At 58.9% G+C, this 20,459-nt stretch carries 18 protein-coding genes; 2 read left to right on the plus strand and 16 right to left on the minus strand.

Annotation, left to right across the window (positions count from 1 at the left end; genetic code table 11):
* Positions 1 to 85: 85 nt before the first annotated feature.
* The 12 genes from nuoL to lrhA form a co-directional block, all read right to left on the minus strand.
* A complete protein-coding gene (gene nuoL, locus ACF8MC_RS10440; protein ID WP_015378577.1) occupies positions 86 to 1,933 on the minus strand; it encodes an NADH-quinone oxidoreductase subunit L in 1,848 nt (615 codons plus the stop codon).
* A complete protein-coding gene (gene nuoK / locus ACF8MC_RS10445; RefSeq protein ID WP_004936014.1) occupies positions 1,930 to 2,232 on the minus strand; it encodes an NADH-quinone oxidoreductase subunit NuoK in 303 nt (100 codons plus the stop codon). Before nuoK ends, nuoL begins: the two co-directional genes overlap by 4 nt.
* Positions 2,229 to 2,786 carry an NADH-quinone oxidoreductase subunit J gene (gene nuoJ, locus ACF8MC_RS10450; protein ID WP_019453717.1) on the minus strand — a complete coding sequence of 186 codons (558 nt, stop codon included), beginning with the start codon at positions 2,784 to 2,786 and terminating at the stop codon, positions 2,229 to 2,231. The genes nuoK and nuoJ overlap by 4 nt, the downstream gene beginning before the upstream one ends.
* Before the next feature lie 13 nt (positions 2,787 to 2,799).
* Positions 2,800 to 3,342, minus strand: coding sequence for an NADH-quinone oxidoreductase subunit NuoI (nuoI, locus tag ACF8MC_RS10455; RefSeq protein WP_025160170.1), 543 nt, complete (start codon positions 3,340 to 3,342; stop codon positions 2,800 to 2,802).
* A gap of 14 nt (positions 3,343 to 3,356) precedes the next feature.
* Positions 3,357 to 4,334: an NADH-quinone oxidoreductase subunit NuoH gene (gene nuoH / locus ACF8MC_RS10460; RefSeq protein ID WP_004936022.1), complete on the minus strand. Its 978-nt coding sequence runs from the start codon at positions 4,332 to 4,334 to the stop codon at positions 3,357 to 3,359.
* Positions 4,331 to 7,069: an NADH-quinone oxidoreductase subunit NuoG gene (gene nuoG / locus ACF8MC_RS10465; protein ID WP_049234003.1), complete on the minus strand. Its 2,739-nt coding sequence runs from the start codon at positions 7,067 to 7,069 to the stop codon at positions 4,331 to 4,333. Before nuoG ends, nuoH begins: the two co-directional genes overlap by 4 nt.
* A gap of 76 nt (positions 7,070 to 7,145) precedes the next feature.
* Positions 7,146 to 8,492 carry an NADH-quinone oxidoreductase subunit NuoF gene (gene nuoF / locus ACF8MC_RS10470; RefSeq protein ID WP_060438454.1) on the minus strand — a complete coding sequence of 449 codons (1,347 nt, stop codon included), beginning with the start codon at positions 8,490 to 8,492 and terminating at the stop codon, positions 7,146 to 7,148.
* The gene (nuoE, locus tag ACF8MC_RS10475) at positions 8,489 to 9,040 is read right to left on the minus strand and encodes an NADH-quinone oxidoreductase subunit NuoE (protein WP_033635327.1); all 552 of its coding nucleotides are present in this window, start codon (positions 9,038 to 9,040) and stop codon (positions 8,489 to 8,491) included. The genes nuoF and nuoE overlap by 4 nt, the downstream gene beginning before the upstream one ends.
* A 2-nt stretch (positions 9,041 to 9,042) precedes the next feature.
* Positions 9,043 to 10,839, minus strand: coding sequence for an NADH-quinone oxidoreductase subunit C/D (nuoC, locus tag ACF8MC_RS10480; protein WP_004936036.1), 1,797 nt, complete (start codon positions 10,837 to 10,839; stop codon positions 9,043 to 9,045).
* Between the two features lie 96 nt (positions 10,840 to 10,935).
* Positions 10,936 to 11,610, minus strand: coding sequence for an NADH-quinone oxidoreductase subunit B family protein (locus ACF8MC_RS10485; RefSeq protein ID WP_004936039.1), 675 nt, complete (start codon positions 11,608 to 11,610; stop codon positions 10,936 to 10,938).
* A 15-nt stretch (positions 11,611 to 11,625) separates the two neighbouring features.
* The gene (gene nuoA, locus ACF8MC_RS10490) at positions 11,626 to 12,063 is read right to left on the minus strand and encodes an NADH-quinone oxidoreductase subunit NuoA (protein WP_025303663.1); all 438 of its coding nucleotides are present in this window, start codon (positions 12,061 to 12,063) and stop codon (positions 11,626 to 11,628) included.
* Positions 12,064 to 12,770: 707 nt separating this feature from the next.
* On the minus strand, positions 12,771 to 13,715 hold the full coding sequence (gene lrhA / locus ACF8MC_RS10495) for a transcriptional regulator LrhA (RefSeq protein ID WP_033653761.1): 945 nt from the start codon (positions 13,713 to 13,715) through the stop codon (positions 12,771 to 12,773).
* 855 nt (positions 13,716 to 14,570) lie between these two features.
* Between lrhA and ACF8MC_RS10500 the strand changes: the two genes are divergently transcribed.
* Together ACF8MC_RS10500 and yfbR are read left to right on the plus strand one after the other, a co-directional pair.
* Positions 14,571 to 15,785: a pyridoxal phosphate-dependent aminotransferase gene (locus ACF8MC_RS10500; protein ID WP_004936047.1), complete on the plus strand. Its 1,215-nt coding sequence runs from the start codon at positions 14,571 to 14,573 to the stop codon at positions 15,783 to 15,785.
* A gap of 107 nt (positions 15,786 to 15,892) precedes the next feature.
* On the plus strand, positions 15,893 to 16,492 hold the full coding sequence (yfbR, locus tag ACF8MC_RS10505; protein ID WP_025303666.1) for a 5'-deoxynucleotidase: 600 nt from the start codon (positions 15,893 to 15,895) through the stop codon (positions 16,490 to 16,492).
* 27 nt (positions 16,493 to 16,519) lie between these two features.
* On the opposite strand, the gene ACF8MC_RS10510 is transcribed toward yfbR, so the two are convergent.
* The 4 genes from ACF8MC_RS10510 to yfbV all read right to left on the minus strand — a co-directional run bounded on the left by ACF8MC_RS10510 (position 16,520) and on the right by yfbV (position 20,215).
* A complete protein-coding gene (locus ACF8MC_RS10510; RefSeq protein ID WP_072270116.1) occupies positions 16,520 to 18,370 on the minus strand; it encodes an SLC13 family permease in 1,851 nt (616 codons plus the stop codon).
* A 79-nt stretch (positions 18,371 to 18,449) separates the two neighbouring features.
* On the minus strand, positions 18,450 to 19,106 hold the full coding sequence (locus ACF8MC_RS10515) for a sugar phosphatase (RefSeq protein WP_049213527.1): 657 nt from the start codon (positions 19,104 to 19,106) through the stop codon (positions 18,450 to 18,452).
* 17 nt (positions 19,107 to 19,123) lie between these two features.
* A complete protein-coding gene (locus tag ACF8MC_RS10520; protein ID WP_016926898.1) occupies positions 19,124 to 19,618 on the minus strand; it encodes a YfbU family protein in 495 nt (164 codons plus the stop codon).
* A 141-nt stretch (positions 19,619 to 19,759) separates the two neighbouring features.
* Positions 19,760 to 20,215 (minus strand): terminus macrodomain insulation protein YfbV, encoded by a 456-nt coding sequence (gene yfbV, locus ACF8MC_RS10525; RefSeq protein ID WP_004936061.1) that lies wholly within the window; start codon positions 20,213 to 20,215, stop codon positions 19,760 to 19,762.
* Positions 20,216 to 20,459: the final 244 nt, after the last annotated feature.

The raw sequence follows: 20,459 nt of genomic DNA on the forward strand, positions 1-20,459 counted from the left end.
GTCCCTTATACGAATAATTTCAAACTTTGTACGTAGCGCCTGCCCGGCGCTACGCCCGAAAAATGCGTCTGTTTAAATTATTCAATTAAACCAAAATCAACAGAGCCAATACGACCACTGCACCCACACCCATAGACGCTATATACCAACGCACCTGACCGTTCTCGCTCACCGTCAGACCGCGGTTCCCCCAGCGGGAGAAGACGGCCGGCAGGTTCATCAGCGAGTTCAGCGGATCGCGCTGCAGCAGCTTCGCAATGCCCAGGTACGGCTTGACGAACACTTTGTCATACAGCCAGTCGAAGCCCCAGGCATGGAACCACCAGGTCGAGAAGAAACGCCCCGGCGCGCTGTTGGCGATACTGTTGACCAGGCTGCGTTTGCCCAGCCACAGCGCGGCCGCCAGCAGAATGCCGACGATAGCCACCACGCCGGAGGTGATTTCCAGCGTCAGCACGCTGCCGTGCGCCAGCTCGGTCGTCTCCGGCAGCACGCCCTGCAACGGCGGCACGATCATCGCACCAACGAAGGTGGACAGCACCAGCAGAACCAGCAGCGGCAGGTGGTGAGTGATGCCTTTACCGGCATGCGCTTTGATTTTCTCTTCGCCGTGGAACACGATGAAAATCATACGGAAGGTGTACAGCGAGGTCATGAATGCGCCGACCAGGCCGGCCACCATCAGGTTGATGTGGCCGTTGGCCATCGCGCCCGCCAGGATCTCGTCCTTACTGAAGAAGCCGGCCGTGACCAGCGGCAACGCAGACAGCGCCGCGCCACCCACCAGGAAGCAGACGTACACCAGCGGGATGCTCTTGCGCAGACCGCCCATCTTGAAGATGTTTTGCTCGTGGTGGCAAGCCAGGATCACCGAACCGGACGACAGGAACAGCAGCGCCTTGAAGAACGCGTGGGTCATCAGGTGGAAGATCGCCGCGTCCCATGCCTGCACGCCCAGCGCCAGGAACATGTAACCGATCTGGCTCATGGTGGAGTAAGCGAGCACGCGCTTGATGTCGGTCTGCACCAGCGCGGCGAAGCCGGCCAGCAGCAGAGTGACCGCACCGACGATGCCCACCAGGTGCAGCACTTCCGGCGCCATCAGGAACAGGCCGTGCGTACGAGCGATCAGATAGACGCCCGCGGTCACCATGGTCGCCGCGTGGATCAGTGCGGAAACCGGGGTTGGGCCCGCCATCGCGTCCGCCAACCAGGTTTGCAACGGCAACTGCGCCGATTTACCGACCGCGCCGCCCAGCAGCATCAGGGTCGCCCAGGTGATGGCCGTATCGCCCACCGCCAGTTTCTGCGGCGCCAGGATCATCAGCTCGCGGATATTCAGCGTGCCCAGCTCGTTGTAGAGGATGAACAGCGCGAACGCCAGGAACACGTCGCCCACGCGGGTCACGATGAAGGCTTTCATCGCCGCCGCGCCGTTGGCCGGATCTTTGTAGTAGAAGCCGATCAACAGGTAGCTGCACAGGCCCACGCCTTCCCAACCCAGATACATCAGCAGCAGGTTGTCCGCCAGCACCAAGACCACCATGCTGGCGATAAACAGGTTGGTGTAAGCGAAGAAGCGCGAATAGCCCTCTTCACCACGCATGTACCAGGAGGCGAACATGTGGATGAAGAAGCCGACGCCGGTGACCACCGACAGCATGGTCAGCGACAGGCCGTCCAGCACCAGGGTCACGCCGATATTGAAGTTGCCGACGGCCATCCAGGTCCACAGGCTTTGCTCGAACAGCTGCACGCCGGCGGCTTTCTGGGCGAAGAAATCCATCGCCACATACACCGTGACCAGCGCAGCCAGGCCGATAGAGCCCACGCCGACGGTAGCCGCCGTGTTCTCAGACCAACGACCGCGGGAAAATGCCAACAGCAGGAACCCGATCAGCGGTAGCAGAATTGTTAAATATAATAGGTTCATCCGCGCATCTCACTGACAGTATCAATATTCAGGGTATGACGACGACGGTAGAGCTGCAGCAGCAGCGCCAGGCCGATACTGGCCTCGGCTGCCGCCAGGCTGATCGCCAGGATGTACATCACCTGCCCGTCCGCCTGGCCCCAGTAGCTTCCCGCCACGATAAACGCCAACGCCGCAGCGTTGATCATCACTTCCAGGCTGATCAGCATAAACAGCAGGTTGCGGCGCACCAGCAGCCCGGTCAGCCCGAGCACAAACAGGATAGCCGCCAGGATCAGGCCGTGTTGAAGAGGGATCATGCTTGCTCCTCCGATTTTCTTCTCGCCATTTCGCCACTCGCCGGCGCGTTGCTCAGCACCTCGCCAGGTTTGTGCTCGCGGCCGATATGGAAGGCGACAACCAGACCCGCCAACAGCAGCATTGAAGCCAGCTCAACCGCCAATACGTAAGGCCCGAACAGGCTGATGCCCACCGCCTTCGCGTCGACCATCTCGCCGCTGATACCCTGGTCGGATACGCTGCGGATCGCGACGATCAATACCACCAGCAGCGCCAGCGACAACAGGCCAGGCCCGATCCACACCGTCGGCTTCATCCAGTCGCGCTCTTGCTGCTGCACGTTGCCGAGGTTCAGCATCATCACCACGAACACGAACAGCACCATGATGGCGCCCGCATAGACGATGATTTCCAACGCGGCGGCAAAGTAGGCGCCGAGCGAGAAGAAGACTGCCGAGATCGCCAATAACGAGACGATCAGATACAGCAGCGCATGCACAGGGTTGGTATGGGTGATCACGCGAATCGTCGCGGCCACCGCAATCAAACCTGCCAGGTAAAATGCAATTTCCATGCTTGCTGGCTCCTTAGGGCAACAGACCTTTGACGTCGATCGGTTTGGCTTCGTTTTCGGCTTCGCCTTTGGCTTTGCCGTCAATCGCCATACCGGCCATCCGGTAGAAGTTATATTCCGGATATTTACCCGGCCCCGAGATCAACAGATCTTCTTTTTCGTACACCAGATCCTGACGCTTGTACTCACCCAGTTCGAAATCCGGCGTCAGCTGGATAGCGGTAGTCGGGCAAGCCTCTTCGCACAGACCGCAGAAAATGCAGCGCGAGAAGTTGATGCGGAAGAACTCCGGATACCAACGGCCGTCTTTCTGCTCCGCTTTTTGCAGCGAGATACAGCCGACCGGGCAGGCAACCGCACACAGGTTACAGGCGACGCAGCGCTCTTCGCCGTCCGGATCGCGCGTCAGCACGATGCGGCCGCGGTAGCGCGGCGGCAGGTAAACCGGTTCTTCCGGATACATCTGGGTTTCGCGCTTGGCGAAGGCATGCATGCCAATCATCCAAATGCTGCGCACCTGGGTGCCGAAACCAACCACTAACTCTTTCAATGTCATGGTTTATTCACCCCTTATTGAGCGTTGTACAAAATGACCGCGGCGGTTGCCAGCAGGTTCAGCAGCGTCAGCGGCAGGCACACTTTCCAGCCGAAGGACATCACCTGGTCATAACGCGGACGCGGCAGCGCGGCACGGATCAGGATGAACATCATCATGAAGAAGGCCGTTTTCAACGCGAACCAGATGAATGGCGGCAGGAACGGACCCTGCCAGCCGCCGAAGAACAACGTCACAATCAGGGCGGACACGGTGACGATACCGATGTATTCCCCCACGAAGAACAGACCGAACTTCATGCCGGAATATTCGATGTGGTAACCGTCGGCCAGTTCCTGCTCGGCTTCCGGCTGGTCAAACGGGTGACGGTGACACACCGCCACGCCGGCGATCGCGAAGGTCACGAAGCCGAAGAACTGCGGAATGACGTTCCAGACGTGCGCCTGGGATTCAACGATGGCCTGCATGTTGAACGAATCCGCCTGCATCACCACGCCCATCAGCGACAGGCCGATGAACACTTCGTAGCTCAGGGTTTGCGCGGAGGCGCGCATCGCGCCCAACAGCGAGTATTTGTTGTTGCTCGACCATCCGGCGAACAGCACGGCGTACACCGCCAGGCCGGCCATCATCAGGAAGAACAGAATACCGATGTTGAGATCGGACACCGCCCAGGTCGGGCTGACCGGCACGATGGCAAATGCCAGCAACAGAGAAGTAAAGGCGATCATCGGCGCCAGGGTGAAGATCACCCGGTCGGAGAATCTCGGCACCCAGTCTTCCTTGAAGAACATTTTGATCATGTCGGCGACCAGCTGCAGCGAGCCGCCCCAGCCTACGCGGTTCGGTCCGTAGCGGTTCTGGAACAGGCCGAGCAGGCGACGTTCGCCAAAGCTCATGAATGCCCCGCACGCCACGACCACCAACAGGATCACGACCGCTTTAAGAATGGCGATCAGAATGTCGATCACCTCAGGGGTAAACCAGCTCATCGTGCCGCCTCCCGCAGATTGTCTACCTTAGCACCCACCAAGATCGGCGGGATCCCTGGCAAGCCGAGCGGCAAACCAACCTGGCCCTGGGTCAGGGTTTCACTCAGACGCACCGGCAGACGCAGGGTCTGGCCCGCACAGCTGAACTCCACCAGGCTGCCCGCGTTGACGCCAAGCGTCGCCGCGTCGGCCGGGTTGACCATCACGTAGGCTTCCGGCATGCGCTGCTGGATCACGTGAGAGCGCTGCGACATTTCGTCGCTGCCGAACAGGTGGTAGTACGGCGCGACACGCCAGCCGTCGTTCGGATTGAACGCGGCAGGCACGCGGTCGAAGTAACCGAGGCTGCCCTCCCCCGCTTCGATCAGGCGCACGCCCGGATCGCCGTGGCGCAGTTTGCCGCCCACTTCGGCCTGGAACTTGTTCCATGCCTGCGGTGAGTTCCAGCCTGGCGCCCAGGCGAACGGGATCTGCTGACGATCGGCCAGCGGGCTGTTGTTCCCTTCCATCGAGAAGGCGAACATGGTGTCTTTATCCTGCGGCTGACGCGGCTCGTGCACGCTGATGTTGGCGCGCATGGCGGTACGGCCGCTGGAGCGGTGCGGCGAACGCGCCAGCTTCTGACCGCGAATGCGGAAAGTCGCGTCCGGCGCGGCGTCGACGATGCCCTGCAGCTGCGGCAACGCGGCGACGCAAGCGGCGATCACGTCATCGAGCTGGGTCCAGTCCACGTGGCGGCTGGTGTAGGTGGAGTGCAGCGAGTGCATCCAGCGCCAGCTTTCCAGCATCACGGTGAACTGATTCTTCTTGGCGTCGTCGTAGTAGGCCGGATCGTATACCTGGAAGAAGCGCTGCGCGCGGCCTTCCTGGTTGATCAGCGTACCGTCGCTCTCGGCGAAGCTGGCCGAGGAGAGGATCAGGTTGGCTTTGTCCATGATCGCAGTGCGCTGGTGGTCGGCGACGATCAGGTTATTAACCTTGGCCAGCGCCGCGTCCACCTGCGCCGCCGGCGCATGACGATAGAGATCGTTTTCCATCACGATGGCGGTATCGGCTGCGCCGCTCGCCAGCTGTTCCAGCGCCTGATCGAGCGAACCGCCGCCGATCATCGCCAGGCCCATGCTGTTGGCTGCGCCCGCCACGAAGGTGATGCCGACGTCGGAACCGCGGCCCTTCAACGCTTTGGCAATGTTGGCCGCCGCTTCGATGATGGCTTCGCTGCCGGCGTTGCTGCCGGTAATAATCAGCGGTTTGCGTGCGCCGGTCAGCGCCTGCACGATGATATCGACTTTCTTGTTCAGGCCTTCAGCCAGATCGTTCACCGCCGGCGCCGCGCTGTCCAGCGCGTGAGCGATGGCGAAGCCGAAGCGCGCCTGCTCGTCTACCGGCGCGCGGTAGTTCCAGGCGGCGATGTCGTCCAGGCGGGTGTTGTCGACGTTGGTAGTGAACAGCGGGTACTTGGCGTGCTGGCCGATGTTCTGCACCGCCGCGATCTGCCAGTCGGCCACGCGTTGCGCCGCCGCCATCGCGCGGGCTTTGCCCTTGACGGCCTGGCGCACGGACAGCGCGATGCGCGCGCCGGTTTGCGTCAGGTCTTCGCCCAGCACCAGCACCGCGTCGTAATCTTCGATCTCACGCAGCGCCGGCGTATGGACACCGCCGTTCTTCAGCACGTTCAGCATCAGCGCCAGGCGTGATTGCTCCGCCTGAGCGATACCGGTGTAGTAGTTCTCGGCGCCGACCAGCTCGCGCAGTGCGAAGTTGCTTTCCAGGCTGGCGCGCGGGGAGCCGATGCCGATGGTTTTCTTCGCCTGACGCAGGATGTCCGCCGCGCCCTGCATCGCCTGCTCGGCGTTCAGGGTGATCCAGTCATCGCCGCGCAGCTGCTGCGGTTGACGCGGACGATCTTTCTGGTTGACGTAGCCGTAACCGAAGCGGCCGCGGTCGCACAGGAAGTAGTGGTTCACGCTGCCGTTGTAACGGTTTTCGATACGGCGCAGCTCGCCATAGCGCTCACCCGGGCTGGTGTTACAGCCGATGCTGCACTGCTGGCAAATGCTCGGCGCGAACTGCATGTCCCATTTACGGTTGTAGCGCTCGGAGTGCGTTTTGTCGGTGAATACGCCGGTCGGGCACACTTCCACCAGGTTGCCGGAGAACTCGCTTTCCAGCGTGCCGCTTTCCGGGCGACCGAAGTAGACGTTATCGTGCGCGCCGTACACGCCGAAGTCGGTGCCGTCCGCATAGTCTTTGTAGTAACGCACGCAGCGGTAGCAGGCGATGCAGCGGTTCATCTCGTGCGAGATAAACGGCCCCAGCTCCTGGTTGTTGTGGGTGCGCTTGGTGAAGCGGTAGCGGCGGAAGCTGTGGCCGGTCATTACCGTCATATCCTGCAGGTGACAGTTACCGCCTTCTTCACAGACCGGGCAATCGTGCGGGTGGTTGGTCATCAACCACTCGACCACGCTTTCACGGAACTGCTTCGCTTCGCCGTCATCGATGGAGATGAAGGTGCCATCGGATGCCGGGGTCATACAGGACATCACCAAACGGCCGCGCGTATCTTCCGCGTTTTGGTATTGCTTTACCGCACATTGGCGGCAAGCGCCGACGCTTCCCAGCGCCGGATGCCAGCAAAAGTAAGGAATATCAAGGCCGAGGGAGAGACAAGCCTGCAGCAGGTTGTCCGCCCCGTCTACCTCATACTCTTTGCCGTCTACATGAATCGTAGCCATAGTCAGCATGCTTCCAAGTGGCCTGCCTTGCGGCAGGCGTTAATCAAAAATTCTGGCCGTGTTCGGGCGAGTCGGCTTACCAGCGCTGCTTCAGCAGATTGTTCGGCTGAATGCCGCCAATCGCATGGGCGTTGCTGAAGTGCTGCACGGCGATGCCCGCCTCGAACTCTTCACGGAAATATTTAATCGCGCTTTGCAGTGGCTCTACGGCACCTGGCGCGTGGGCGCAGAAGGTTTTGCCCGGGCCGAGGGAACGGCACAGCTGTTCGAGGGTTTCGATATCCCCCGGCTGCCCTTCGCCGTTTTCCAACGCACGCAGGATCTTCACGCTCCACGGCAGGCCGTCGCGGCATGGCGTACACCAGCCGCAGGACTCGCGGGCGAAGAACTCTTCCAGGTTACGCACCAGCGGCACCATGCCGATCTCGTGGTCTACCGCCATCGCCAGCGCGGTGCCGAGACGGCTGCCGGCTTTGCCGATCGCACCGTATTCCATCGGCAGATCGAGGTGATCGGCGGTCAGGAAGTCGGTCCCCGCACCGCCCGGCTGCCAGGCTTTGAAGCGCAGACCGTCGCGCATGCCGCCGGCGTAGTCTTCCAGGATCTCGCGCGCGGTGGTGCCGAACGGCAGCTCCCAAACGCCCGGATTTTTCACCCGGCCGGAGAAGCCCATCAGCTTGGTGCCTTTGTCCTCACTGCCGGAGATGCCGGTGTACCACTCCACGCCGTTCGCCAAAATGGCCGGTACGTTGCACAGCGTTTCGACGTTGTTGACGCAGGTCGGCTTGCCCCACACGCCGGCGCTGGCCGGGAATGGCGGCTTGGAGCGCGGGTTGGCGCGGCGGCCTTCAAGCGAGTTGATCAGCGCGGTTTCTTCGCCGCAGATGTAACGGCCGGCGCCGGTGTGCACGATCAGCTCGAAATCAAATCCGGTGCCGAGAATGTTCTTGCCCAGATAGCCGGCTTCGGTGGCTTCCGCGATGGCGCGACGCAGGTGCGCCGCCGCTTCGATGTACTCACCGCGCAGGAAGATGTACCCACGGTAGGCTTTCAGCGCGAACGCGGAGATCAGCATGCCTTCCACCAGCAGGTGCGGCAGCTGCTCCATCAGCAGGCGGTCTTTATAGGTGCCCGGCTCCATCTCATCGGCGTTACACAGCAGGTAACGGATGTTCATGGATTCGTCCTTCGGCATCAGGCTCCACTTCAAACCGGTGGAGAAGCCCGCGCCGCCGCGGCCCTTCAGCCCGGAGTCTTTCACCAGGCCGACGATATCGTCCGGTGCCAGGCCTTTGAGGGCCTTTTCCGCGCCGGCATAGCCGTTTTTGCTGCGGTATTCGTCCAGCCACAGCGGCTGCTTGTCATCACGCAGCCGCCAGGTCAGCGGATGCGTTTCGGGAGTGCGTACAATGTGCTTGGTCATTGATACTGCTCCAGTAGCGTCTCGATATCTTCAGGCTTCAGCTGACTGTGAGTGTCGTCATCAATCATCATGGTCGGCCCTTTATCGCAGTTGCCCAGACAGCAGGTCGGCAGCAGCGTGAAGCGGCCATCAAAGGTGGTTTGACCCGGCTTGATGTTCAGCTTCTTCTCGATAGCGGCCTGAATGCCCTGGTAACCGGTGATGTGACAAACAACGCTGTCACAATAACGGATCACGTGACGTCCTACCGGCTGACGGAAAATCTGGCTGTAGAACGTGGCCACGCCTTCTACGTCGCTGGCGGGGATGCCCAGCACTTCCGCGATGGCGTAAATCGCACCGTCCGGAACCCAGCCGCGCTGCTTCTGCACAATTTTCAGTGCTTCGATGGAAGCGGCGCGCGGATCCTCGTAATGATGCTTTTCGTGCTCGATCGCATCACGTTCTTCCGCACTCAGTACAAATGCATCAACGCCGCTCTGAGGAGCGGCTGCGTTGATGGGCTCGAGCGCATCATTGACTGCGTGATTGTCTTTTTGAGAGTGCATAATTAGCGGTCCACATCTGACATAACAAAATCGATACTACCCAGATAGACGATCAGGTCGGAAACCAGGCTGCCACGGATGACCGATGGGATCTGCTGCAGGTGCGCAAAGCTCGGCGTACGTACCCGGGTGCGGTAGCTCATGGTGCTGCCGTCGCTGGTCAGGTAGTAGCTGTTGATCCCTTTGGTGGCTTCAATCATCTGGAATGATTCGTTGGCTGGCATCACCGGGCCCCAGGAAACCTGCAGGAAGTGGGTGATCAGCGTTTCAATGTGCTGCAGCGTGCGCTCTTTCGGCGGCGGCGTGGTCAGCGGGTGATCGGCCTTGAACGGGCCTTCCGGCATGTTGTTCAGGCACTGTTCGAGGATGCGCAGGCTCTGGCGCAGCTCTTCCACCTTCAGCATCACGCGGGTGTAGCAGTCGCTGGTGCCGTCGCCGACCGGCACTTCGAAGTCGAAGTTCTCGTAGCCGGAGTACGGACGCCATTTACGCACGTCGAACTCGACGCCAGTGGCGCGCAGGCCGGCGCCGGTCACGCCCCACTCCAGCGCTTCTTTGGCGTTGTAAGACGCTACGCCGATGGAACGGCCTTTCAGGATGCTGTTCTTCAGCGCCGCTTTCACGTAGGAGTCCAGACGCTTCGGCATCCAGTCGAGGAATTCACGCAGCAGGCGATCCCAGCCGCGCGGCAGATCGTGCGCGACGCCGCCGATGCGGAACCAGGCCGGGTGCATACGGAAACCGGTGATCGCTTCCACCAGATCGTAGATTTTCTGACGGTCGGTAAAGGCGAAGAACACCGGGGTCATCGCGCCGACGTCCTGAATGAAGGTGGAGATGTACAGCAGGTGGCTGTTGATGCGGAACAGCTCGGACAGCATCACACGGATGGTGTCGACACGCTCCGGCACCTTGATGCCGGCCAGCTTCTCGACCGCCAGCACGTAAGGCATTTCATTCACGCAGCCGCCGAGGTACTCGATACGGTCGGTGTACGGAATGTAGCTGTGCCAGGATTGGCGCTCGCCCATCTTCTCGGCGCCGCGGTGGTGATAGCCGATATCCGGTACGCAGTCGACGATCTCTTCGCCGTCCAGCTGCAGAATGATGCGGAACGCACCGTGCGCGGACGGGTGGTTCGGGCCGAGGTTGAGGAACATGAAATCTTCGTTCTCGGTGCCGCGCTTCATGCCCCAGTCTTCCGGCTTGAAGGTCAGCGCTTCCATCTCCAGATCTTCTTTCTGCTTGGTCAGCACGAAAGGATCGAATTCGGTGGCGCGCGCCGGGTAGTCCTTGCGCAGCGGGTGCCCTTCCCAGGTCTGCGGCATCATGATGCGCGACAGGTGCGGGTGGCCGTCGAAGGTGATACCGAACATTTCCCAGGTTTCGCGCTCATACCAGTTGGCGTTCGGAAACACCTTGGTCGCCGTCGGCACGTGCAGGTCTTTTTCAGACAGCGCCACCTTCAGCATGATGTCGCGGTTGCGTTCGATGGAAATCAGATGGTAGAAAACGGAGAAATCCGCAGCGGGCAGGCCATCGCGGTGGGTGCGAAGACGTTCGTCCACGCCATGCAGATCGAACAGCATGACATACGGCTTCGGCTGTTTTCTCAGGAACGTCATTACTTCCAGCAACTGGTCAGGTTTAACCCATACCACGGGCATGCCGGTACGGGTGGCCTGAACAGTAAAGGCTTCCGGCCCAAAACGGTTGCGCAGTTCGCCGATCACCGGGTCGTCAAGGTGATCTCGGGTCTGCCAGGCAGGCAAGGCGTCGTGCGTCGTCAAATCTGTCATAATTTTTTTTCACCACACTAAAGGGTTATTCGCCGCAAGTTTCACTTTTCGCTGTGTTAACCAATAGCGCACTAAGATGGACGTTAAATGAACGTCTTAAATCTCGTCAGGCGTCCGGAGGTTGGTCACCGCGATGCGCTCGCCGTGTTTACGCTCTCTTTCAGACTGCATATTGGCGCGGTAAACGCCCTGATCGCCGACAACCCACGACAGCGGGCGACGTTCTTTGCCGATGGATTCCTGCAGCAGCATCAGCGCTTGCATGTAGGCTTCCGGACGCGGCGGGCAGCCGGGAATGTACACGTCGACCGGCAGGAACTTGTCCACGCCCTGCACCACGGAATAGATGTCGTACATGCCGCCGGAGTTGGCGCAGGCGCCCATCGAGATCACCCACTTAGGTTCCAGCATCTGCTCGTACAGGCGCTGGATGACCGGGGCCATCTTGGTGAAGCAGGTACCGGCCACCACCATCAGGTCAGCCTGACGCGGGGAGGCGCGCAGTACTTCCGCACCGAAACGCGCCACGTCGTGAACGGCGGTAAACGACGTCACCATCTCCACGTAACAGCACGAAAGGCCGAAGTTATACGGCCAAATAGAGTTTTTACGCCCCCAGTTCACCATGTCATGCAGCGCATGTTCGAGTTTACCCATGTAAACCGTGCGGTGGACCTGTTGTTCCAGGGGATCGGCGACGATCTCCTGTTTTTGCAGGGGATAACGGTCGTTCTCACCGTTCGGGTCTATGCGGGTGAGCGTATAGTCCATCTTAATGCCTCGCTGTTACTGCGGATGACTGTTGGTGTTAGTGATCGTGCTCGGTTTGCTGCGGCGTTGGGAACGCGCCGGAGTCCAATCCAACGCGCCGATGCGCACCAGATAAACCAGACCGGCCAATAGCACCAAAATGAAAATGGCGGCTTCGATAAAGCCTACCCAGCCGCTCTCGCGAACCGAGACCGACCAGGCGTACAGGTATAAGGCTTCAACGTCGAAAATAACGAAGAACATGGCCACCAGGTAGAACTTGGCGGACAAGCGCATGCGCGCCGTACCGACCGAGTCGATGCCTGATTCAAACGGGGTGTGTTTGGCGCGCGCCCGGGCTCTCCCGCCCAAGAAGAACGCACCCAGCAGCATTAAGCCGCAGAGCCCGATAGCCACGACGAGAAATACGGCGAGCGCCCAGTGATGAGCGATAACTTCAGTGGTTGTTGACATACTCTATGCTTACTCATCAAAAGTGGCGTCGATCGCGCTGCTCTTGTCACCGGCAGTTAGTGCGCCACATCGATTTAAGGGAAGGATAAATAACCACACAAACAAACTGCTTTTACAGCGAGTTAGGCAGCGTTTTTCTGTGGGCTTTTTACTCCTTTCTATAACCTTTTGTCAACTTTGACAAAAGTATCTACACACTAGTTTACATACGTATCATTTGATTAACATTTGATGCGCCAGGGGCTGGCTAAATCGTGTCAGTTAATTTTTGTGTAGAAACAGATAGATATAAACCAACGTGCACATTTCAGTTTTACTATACCATTGTCTCAGGAATTCCCTGTTCTTCCACTCACTACCTAGGGGTATTTTTTTGATCCAGGACACGTTTTCAGCATAAATCCTCAAAAAAAGTGTGGCCCTTTAACAATTTTCCTCAAATTAAGCCGCAAAAACGGCCGCTATAAGCTAACAAAATAACCCTGCTATTACCATGCCTTTAACCCATTCAATCTTATTGCTCAAAAAACAAACTCAGCGTCTTAAACCCGGCCAAACTCTCTTTTCAGTAACGCTTAAAAGTTAATAAAACAGTCAACTCATAACAAAATCGTCATTAAATCCCTATAACAGTAAAAATCGCCAAAAAAAGGACAAAAAAAACCTCCGCCGAAGCAGAGGTTTTCATCAGATCTAACGCCGCGGCGTTATTCTTCCTCGTCCACCAGGCTGGCGTCATCCTGATCGCCCTGGAGACCGGCTTCCGCGCCGTTGAAGCCATAACCGTCATTGCCGCCCTGCATGGCGCTGAAGATGGCCATCGCCAATTCGTTGCTGCACTGCGCATTTTTGCACAGCGCATACTGGGTATCCGGCAGCGGCGGCAAACCTTCCACCGCCCCCAGCACCCGCAGGTCGGGGCTCATCATCTCGATCGGCCGCGCGGTCACGCCCAGGCCGGCCTTACAGGCCGCCCGCACCGCGGACAGCGTGGAGGCAACGTAGGCGATGCGCCACGGGATACCGGCTTCGTCCAACTGCTTGATCGCCAGCGCACGGAACGGGCTTGGCTCATCCATCACCACCAGCGGGATCGGTTCGCCGGCCTGATAGTGATAATCGGCGGCGCAGTACCACAGCGTCGGCGATGTGCGCAGCACGATGTGCGGGTGCCCGGCCGGATCGGCCGTGGTCACCGCCAGATCGATCTCGCCCTCTTCCAGCAGATCGACCATCGTCGTGCTGCGCTTTACGCGCACGTCAATGGACAGCTTCGGATAGATGGCGGTCACGCGGTTCAGCAGGAAAGGCAGAATGGTATCGGCGGTGTCGTCGGAAGCGCCGATGGTCAGAACACCTTTAATATTGTTGTACATCAGCGAGGTACAGGCTTCGTCGTTAAAGCGCAGGATCTTCCTGGCATAACCGAGAAGCTGAATACCATGCTCAGTCAGGAGTTTGTTGCGCCCATGGCGGGCAAACAGTTCTTTGCCGACCAGTTGCTCTAATCGCTGCATTTGTTGACTGACGGCTGATTGAGTACGGCATACGGCGACGGCCGCCGCCGCGAAGGTATTCAAATCAGCAACCGCAACAAAGGTTCTTAGCAGATCGAGGTCGAGATTAAGTATCGGACGATTTGCAGTTGTCATAGTGTATTCTTCACTTTTTTAAATTCTAATTTACGAACTACTACCCTGGTGTGTTTCTCAGACGCCGTTGAAAAGGACGGAGCCTGTTATGACAGTACCCCACTCATAAGTGGAGGGCAAAAAAATTACTTATGATTCGTTACCTCTATCGCTTTTTAAAATGCGATCTATCGATGGTGCTTATAGAACGCGGGGGGCTGAATATCGGTAGAAAGGGAAAACCCCCACCGAACCTGAGATTTTACTCATTCATACTGCCTAATTTCCACTCCATTCGTGCTACTGAGAACCCTTATCAACCGGCGTTCAGACTGCATTACAGAGCAAAACAGATAAATAATTAACGCTACCGACTTCGTGTTACTACTCAATGAATTTAATAAATTCAATCAGTAAGATTTTTACTTTAAATAATAATCCTATAACCACATAAACAATGCTTAAGCTAAAATATAAAGTAAAGCTAATGTAAATATGCCATTTTCTTAGTGTGGTGCGCTAACCGACAACCCGCTATCAGACAACTCCGGTATTATCGTTCCTTTACAGTTTATTGAAGCCCATTCTCACTTTCGGCTTATCAGTTCACTGCTGCCGGCCGCGATCGCCGGCACGTCGCGTTTATCGATGCGGGATTTTACAGAACAAAACCCTAGTAAAATTATAGTTCATGAAATTATGAACCACAAAATAACTTTACCTTTGCTTATCATAACTAAAATCTCCCGTTACGACATGCATTTGCACCAAAGGCGTGCAAAACCCTTCAAAAGCAACTACGCCAGGAGTACATTGGGCGGGTTGCGGCGTCCCATGGTAGGAGCGCCCCTATCCCAGCAAAAGGCTCAACTTTTTATGTCCCCCATTGAGAAATCCAGCAAACTGGACAACGTCTGCTATGACATTCGCGGCCCGGTGCTTAAAGAAGCTAAACGTCTTGAAGAAGAAGGCAACAAAGTCCTGAAACTGAACATCGGCAACCCTGCCCCGTTCGGTTTCGACGCCCCTGACGAAATCCTGGTCGACGTGATCCGCAATCTGCCCACGGCGCAAGGCTATTCCGACTCCAAGGGCCTCTTCTCGGCGCGTAAAGCGATCATGCAGCACTATCAGGCGCGCAACATGCGTGACGTGACCGTTGAGGATATCTACATTGGCAACGGCGTCTCGGAACTGATCGTCCAATCCATGCAGGCGCTGCTCAACAGCGGCGACGAAATGCTGGTGCCGGCGCCGGACTACCCGCTGTGGACCGCCGCGGTATCGCTGTCCGGCGGCAAGGCCGTGCACTACCTGTGCGATGAGCAGGCCGGCTGGTTCCCGGATCTGGACGACATCATCAGCAAGATCACCCCGCGCACCCGCGGCATCGTGATCATCAACCCGAACAACCCGACCGGCGCGGTTTACAGCAAAGCGCTGCTGGAACAGATCGTCGAGATCGCCCGTCAACACAACCTGATTATCTTCGCCGACGAGATCTACGACAAGATCCTGTATGACGAAGCCGAGCACCATTCGATCGCCGCGCTGGCGCCGGATTTGCTGACCGTCACCTTCAACGGCCTGTCGAAAACCTACCGCGTGGCGGGCTTCCGCCAGGGCTGGATGGTGCTGAACGGGCCGAAGAAGCACGCCAAAGGATATATCGAAGGGCTGGAGATGCTGGCTTCGATGCGCCTGTGCGCCAACGTGCCGATGCAGCACGCCATTCAGACCGCGCTGGGCGGTTATCAGAGCATCAGCGAGTTCATTCAGCCCGGCGGCCGCCTGTACGAACAGCGCAACCGCACCTGGGAGCTGCTCAACGACATCCCGGGCGTCTCTTGCGTGAAGCCGCAGGGCGCGCTGTACATGTTCCCACGCATCGACGCCAAGCGCTTCAACATCCACGACGACCAGAAACTGGTGCTGGATCTGCTGCTGCAGGAAAAAGTGCTGCTGGTGCAGGGCACCGCGTTCAACTGGCCTTATCCGGATCACGTGCGCATCGTCACCCTGCCGCGCGTAGACGAACTGGAAATGGCGGTCGGCAAGCTGGGCCGCTTCCTGGAAGGCTACCACCAGTAATCGCCTGGGGCGCAGCGCCTTGTTGCGCCCTTCTCTCACTGCCCGGTTGCAAAATTCGCCGTCACTGCTTCACAATGGGGCCCTCACTTGCCGTTAAAGAGAGCACCATGAGCCAGAGCCATTTCTTCGCCCATCTGTCCCGCCTGAAACTGATCAACCGCTGGCCGCTGATGCGCAACGTGCGTACCGAGAACGTTTCCGAACACAGTCTGCAGGTGGCTTTTGTCGCCCACGCGTTGGCGGTGATCAAAAACCGCAAATTCAACGGCAACCTCAACGCCGACCGCGTTGCGCTGCTGGCGATGTACCACGACGCCAGCGAAGTGATCACCGGCGACATGCCAACGCCGATCAAGTACTACAATCCGCAGATCGCCCACGAATACAAGAAGATCGAAAAAATCGCCCAGCAAAAGCTGCTGGACATGATCCCGGCGGAGCTGCGCAACGATTTTCGCACCATTCTCGATGAGCACTACTACAGCGAAGATGAAAAGCAGGTGGTGAAGCAGGCGGACGCGCTGTGCGCCTACCTGAAATGCCTGGAGGAACTCTCTGCCGGCAACAACGAATTCACCCTGGCCAAGGCGCGGCTGGATAAAACCCTGGAACAGCGCCGCAGCCCGGAAATGGACTACTTCATGGACGTGTTCATCCCCAGCTTCAGCCTGTCATTGGACGAAATCAGCCTCGACAGCTCGCTGTAACCCCGCCGGCGCAGCCTCGCTGCGCCGTTAAAAGCCGTAGAGCCACGGCACCACAATCACGCTGACCGCCATCACCAGCAGGGTGAACGGCACGCCGAGACGCACGAAATCGCCGAACTTGTAATTGCCCGGCCCCAGCACCAGCGTATTGACCGGTGAAGAAACCGGCGTCATAAAGGCGGCGGACGCGGCGATGGCGATAATCATCGCGAACGGGTATGGCGAAACGTCCATTTCGCGCGCGGCGGCGATGGCGATCGGCGCCATCAGCACCGCCGTCGCGGTGTTGGAAATAAACAAGCCGATGGTGGCGCACAAGACGAACAGGCACAGCAGCATCACGCGCGGCCCCGCGCCGCCGGCGACGTCCATCAGCCCGCTGACGATCAGATCCACCCCGCCGGTCTTTTGCAGCGCCTGCGCGAACGGCATCATGCCGACGATCAAAATGATGCTCGGCCAATGGATCGATTTATAGGCGCTCTCCATATCGATACAGCGGAACTTGCCCATCAGCAGACAGGCGATCAGCGCCGCGATCGGGTTGGGGATTTCGTCGGTCAGCATCATCGCCACCATCAGCGCCAGGCAAAACAGCGCGTGCGGCGCCTGCGTGATGGCCGGCGCCACTTCGTCCACCTCGGCCGGCAGATTGAGCACGATAAAGTCGTGGGTTTTGGCCTGCAGCTGACGGATCGCCTTCCAGTCGCCGATCACCAGCAAGATGTCGCCCAGCTCCAGCGGCTCGTCCACCAGCTTGCCGCCCAGCGTCTCGCCGTGGCGGCGGATGCCCACCACGTTGAGATCGTAGCGGCTGCGGAACGCCGCTTCGCGCAGGCTTTTGCCCAGCAGCGCCGAGTCCGGGATCAGCGACACCTCCGCCATGCCGACGTTGCGCGACTGTTCAGAGAAGTAATCACCGCGCAGCACCATCGGCTCCAGCCGCTGCTCGCCGCAGAATTCGCGCAGATCGACCTGGCTGTCCGACATGTCGATCAAGAGGACGTCGCCCTCGCGCAGCTCGGTGCTGCCGGAAGCGCTGACCATCACCCGCCGGAAGCGTTTCCAGCGCTCAATGCCCACCACGTTGGCGCCATAGCGCGCGCGCAGGTGCAGCTCATCCAGCGAACGCCCGATCAGCGGCGAAGCGCTGCGGACAGCCAGCCGCCGCGCGCGGCCGGTCAGCTTGTAGTCGCGGATCAAATCGCGGAAGGTTCGGCGCTGCCAGTCATCGCCGGCTTTGCCCGTGTCACCGCTACCCAGCCAACGCCGAGCGATCAGCATGTAACCGACGCCCAGCGCCAGCACCGCCAGACCGATGGGCGTCACGCTGAAGAAACCGAAACCATGGATGCCTTCACGCACCAGTTCGCTGTTGACCACCATGTTGGGCGGCGTGGCCACCAGCGTCATCATGCCGCTGATGAGCCCGGCGAAGCTGAGCGGCATCATCAGCCGCCCCGGCGCAATCTTCATTCTCGCCGTCACGCTGAGCACCACCGGGATAAAGATCGCCACCACGCCGGTCGAGCTCATGAACGCGCCCAGCCCGGCGACCGTCACCATCAGCAGCATCAACATTTTGGTTTCGCTGCTGCCGGCCACTTTCACCAGCCAGTCGCCGACCTGATAGGCCACGCCGGTGCGCACCAGCCCTTCGCCGATCACGAACAGCGCGGCGATCAAAATCACGTTGGGATCGCTGAAACCGACCGTCGCCTCCTGCAGGCTGAGCGTGCCGCTCAGCACGAAGGCGATGATCACCAACAGCGCCACCACGTCCATACGCAGCTTGTTGGTGGTAAACAGCACGATGGCAATCAGCAGTAAACTCAGCACCCACAGTAATTCGCTGTTCAAAACGGCCTCATCCGGCAAATGTCCAAGGGCCTAAAAAATAGCATAAAAAAACCCCGCCGAAGCGGGGTCTAATCAATTAGGGTAAAGATAATGCCGCTCAGGCCAGCCGGCGAACGATCGCGCCCTGCGCCGTTTTATCGACGGCGATCTGCGCCAGCGAATCCAGCCGCAGGTCGACCTGCTCCAGCTTCGGCGCATCCGCCGGCGCGTTGACCGCGATCACCTGGCAGCCCGCGGCCAGGCCGGAGAGAATGCCGGCCGGCGCGTCTTCAACCACCACGCACTCGTGCGGCGCCAGCCCCAGGCGCTCGGCGCCCAGCAGATAGGCGTCGGGCTGTGGCTTACCGTGTTTAACCTGCTCGGCGGTGATGAACACCTCCGGCTGCGGCAAACCGCCGGCCTGGCGGCGAGCGCTGGCCACCGGCACCGAACCGGAGGTGACGATCGCCCAAGGGATGCCGAGCGCGTTCAGGCGCTCCAGCAGCGCAATCGCGCCCGGCAGCGCGCGAACGCCGTCGGTATCCTGCGCTTCCACCTGCTCTAGCAACTCGAACTCGCGCTGAATTTCCGCTTCGCTTTCGCCCGGCATAAAGTGGCGCAGAGAAGTAATGGCCTGTTTACCGTGAATGAAGTCCAGCACCGCTTGCGGGTTGACGCCGCGGCGTTCGGCCCAGTGCGTCCAGGCGCGCTCTACCGCCGGCAGCGAATCCACCAGGGTGCCATCAAGATCGAACAGAAAACCCTTACACTCCACAGAAAACCTCTTCTTAATCAAGCATTGATGATTTGCGCTATCTCAACGGCGCTCAAGTGATACTGGCGCGGACAGGCCAACCAGATCGCCAGCATGCGCTGGTATTTTTCCCACATTTTGGTCTGGGCGTTGAAACCGTGGCTGCCGGAATCGAAGTGAGTATAGCGCCCCTCGGTGCTGACCAGGAAACGCACGTAGCTCAGGTAGCGCGCCTCGGTGGCGGCGTCGAAGCCGAGAAACGCCAGGCGGCGCTCGTCCAGATCCTGCTTCTCTTTCAGGTTGCCCCAGGAAACCTGCAGCGCATGGTGCATCTCCATCACGTTGATGATGGTGCGGCACACCTCTTCACTCAGTTCGCCGAAGTCGCGATCCAGTTCGCGCATTTGCAAACCGAAGCCGCGTTCGACGATGGTTTGCAACCGGCGATAACGGTCGCCGTTGTCCGGATCGAGCAGGGTCATCATCTTGTACTGGTTCGACAGGATCAGCCGCTGGGCGTTGGTCATTTCCATCAGGATTTCCTCATTTCTGTGTGATGGCGGGAGCATCGCACAGCGCAAGAACGCAGGAAATCACAACTCGACCGTTCTTTGATTTAAACCGGGGTTATTGGCGCTTTGACGAGAAAGGCCGCACAACGCGGCCTTTTTCATTTACAGATCGTCGAGGAAAGTTTTGTCCAGCTGCTTGAAAGCGCGCTTGAGCAGATCGGCCAACGTCTGATAGGTCGGCGTGCCTTCGAGCGGCGCCACCGCCTGCCCGGCTTCCGTCAGCTTGTTGCGCACCTCATGGAACCATTGCAGCAGCGTCGGCGGCAGCGGCGTGACCGAACGACGCCCCAGCCACCACAGCCCCTGCATCGGCAGGCTGCAGGCGAACAGCGCGGTGGCGATCGCCGGGCCGAGCTGGCCGCCGAGCGCAATCTGCCAGGTCAGCGTGAAAATCGCCAACGGCGGCATGAAACGGATAGCGAAACGGGTGGCACGCGCAACGCGGTTCTCCGGAAAGACCGGTGCCAGACGTTTGTCCGACGGCCAGGTTTTCATATAATGCTGCCCGCGCTGGAAGACCTGAAACCAGCTTACGGAACCGGACGGTTTGCTCGTCATTGCGTACCTCAACGTCACGTAAAGAAACTAAAAGCGTGCTGCCAGAGACCATACTAAAAAATTTGAAGCTTTAAATTTATTTTGTGTTTACACCGGGCTATCGGTATCCTAAGCCGGCCTTGTGGCCGGTAGAAGATGACGCAAACTTTGTCAACTTTTAGCCCTATAAAAATCAAGATTATTTAAACCGCAGAGAAATCATCGGTTTTTCCATCATCCTGTGATTTGTGCACGTCACATGATG

This window comes from Serratia sp. LACPHL-BACT-2024-00286, assembly GCF_043109535.1.
Taxonomy (GTDB): domain Bacteria; phylum Pseudomonadota; class Gammaproteobacteria; order Enterobacterales; family Enterobacteriaceae; genus Serratia; species Serratia sarumanii.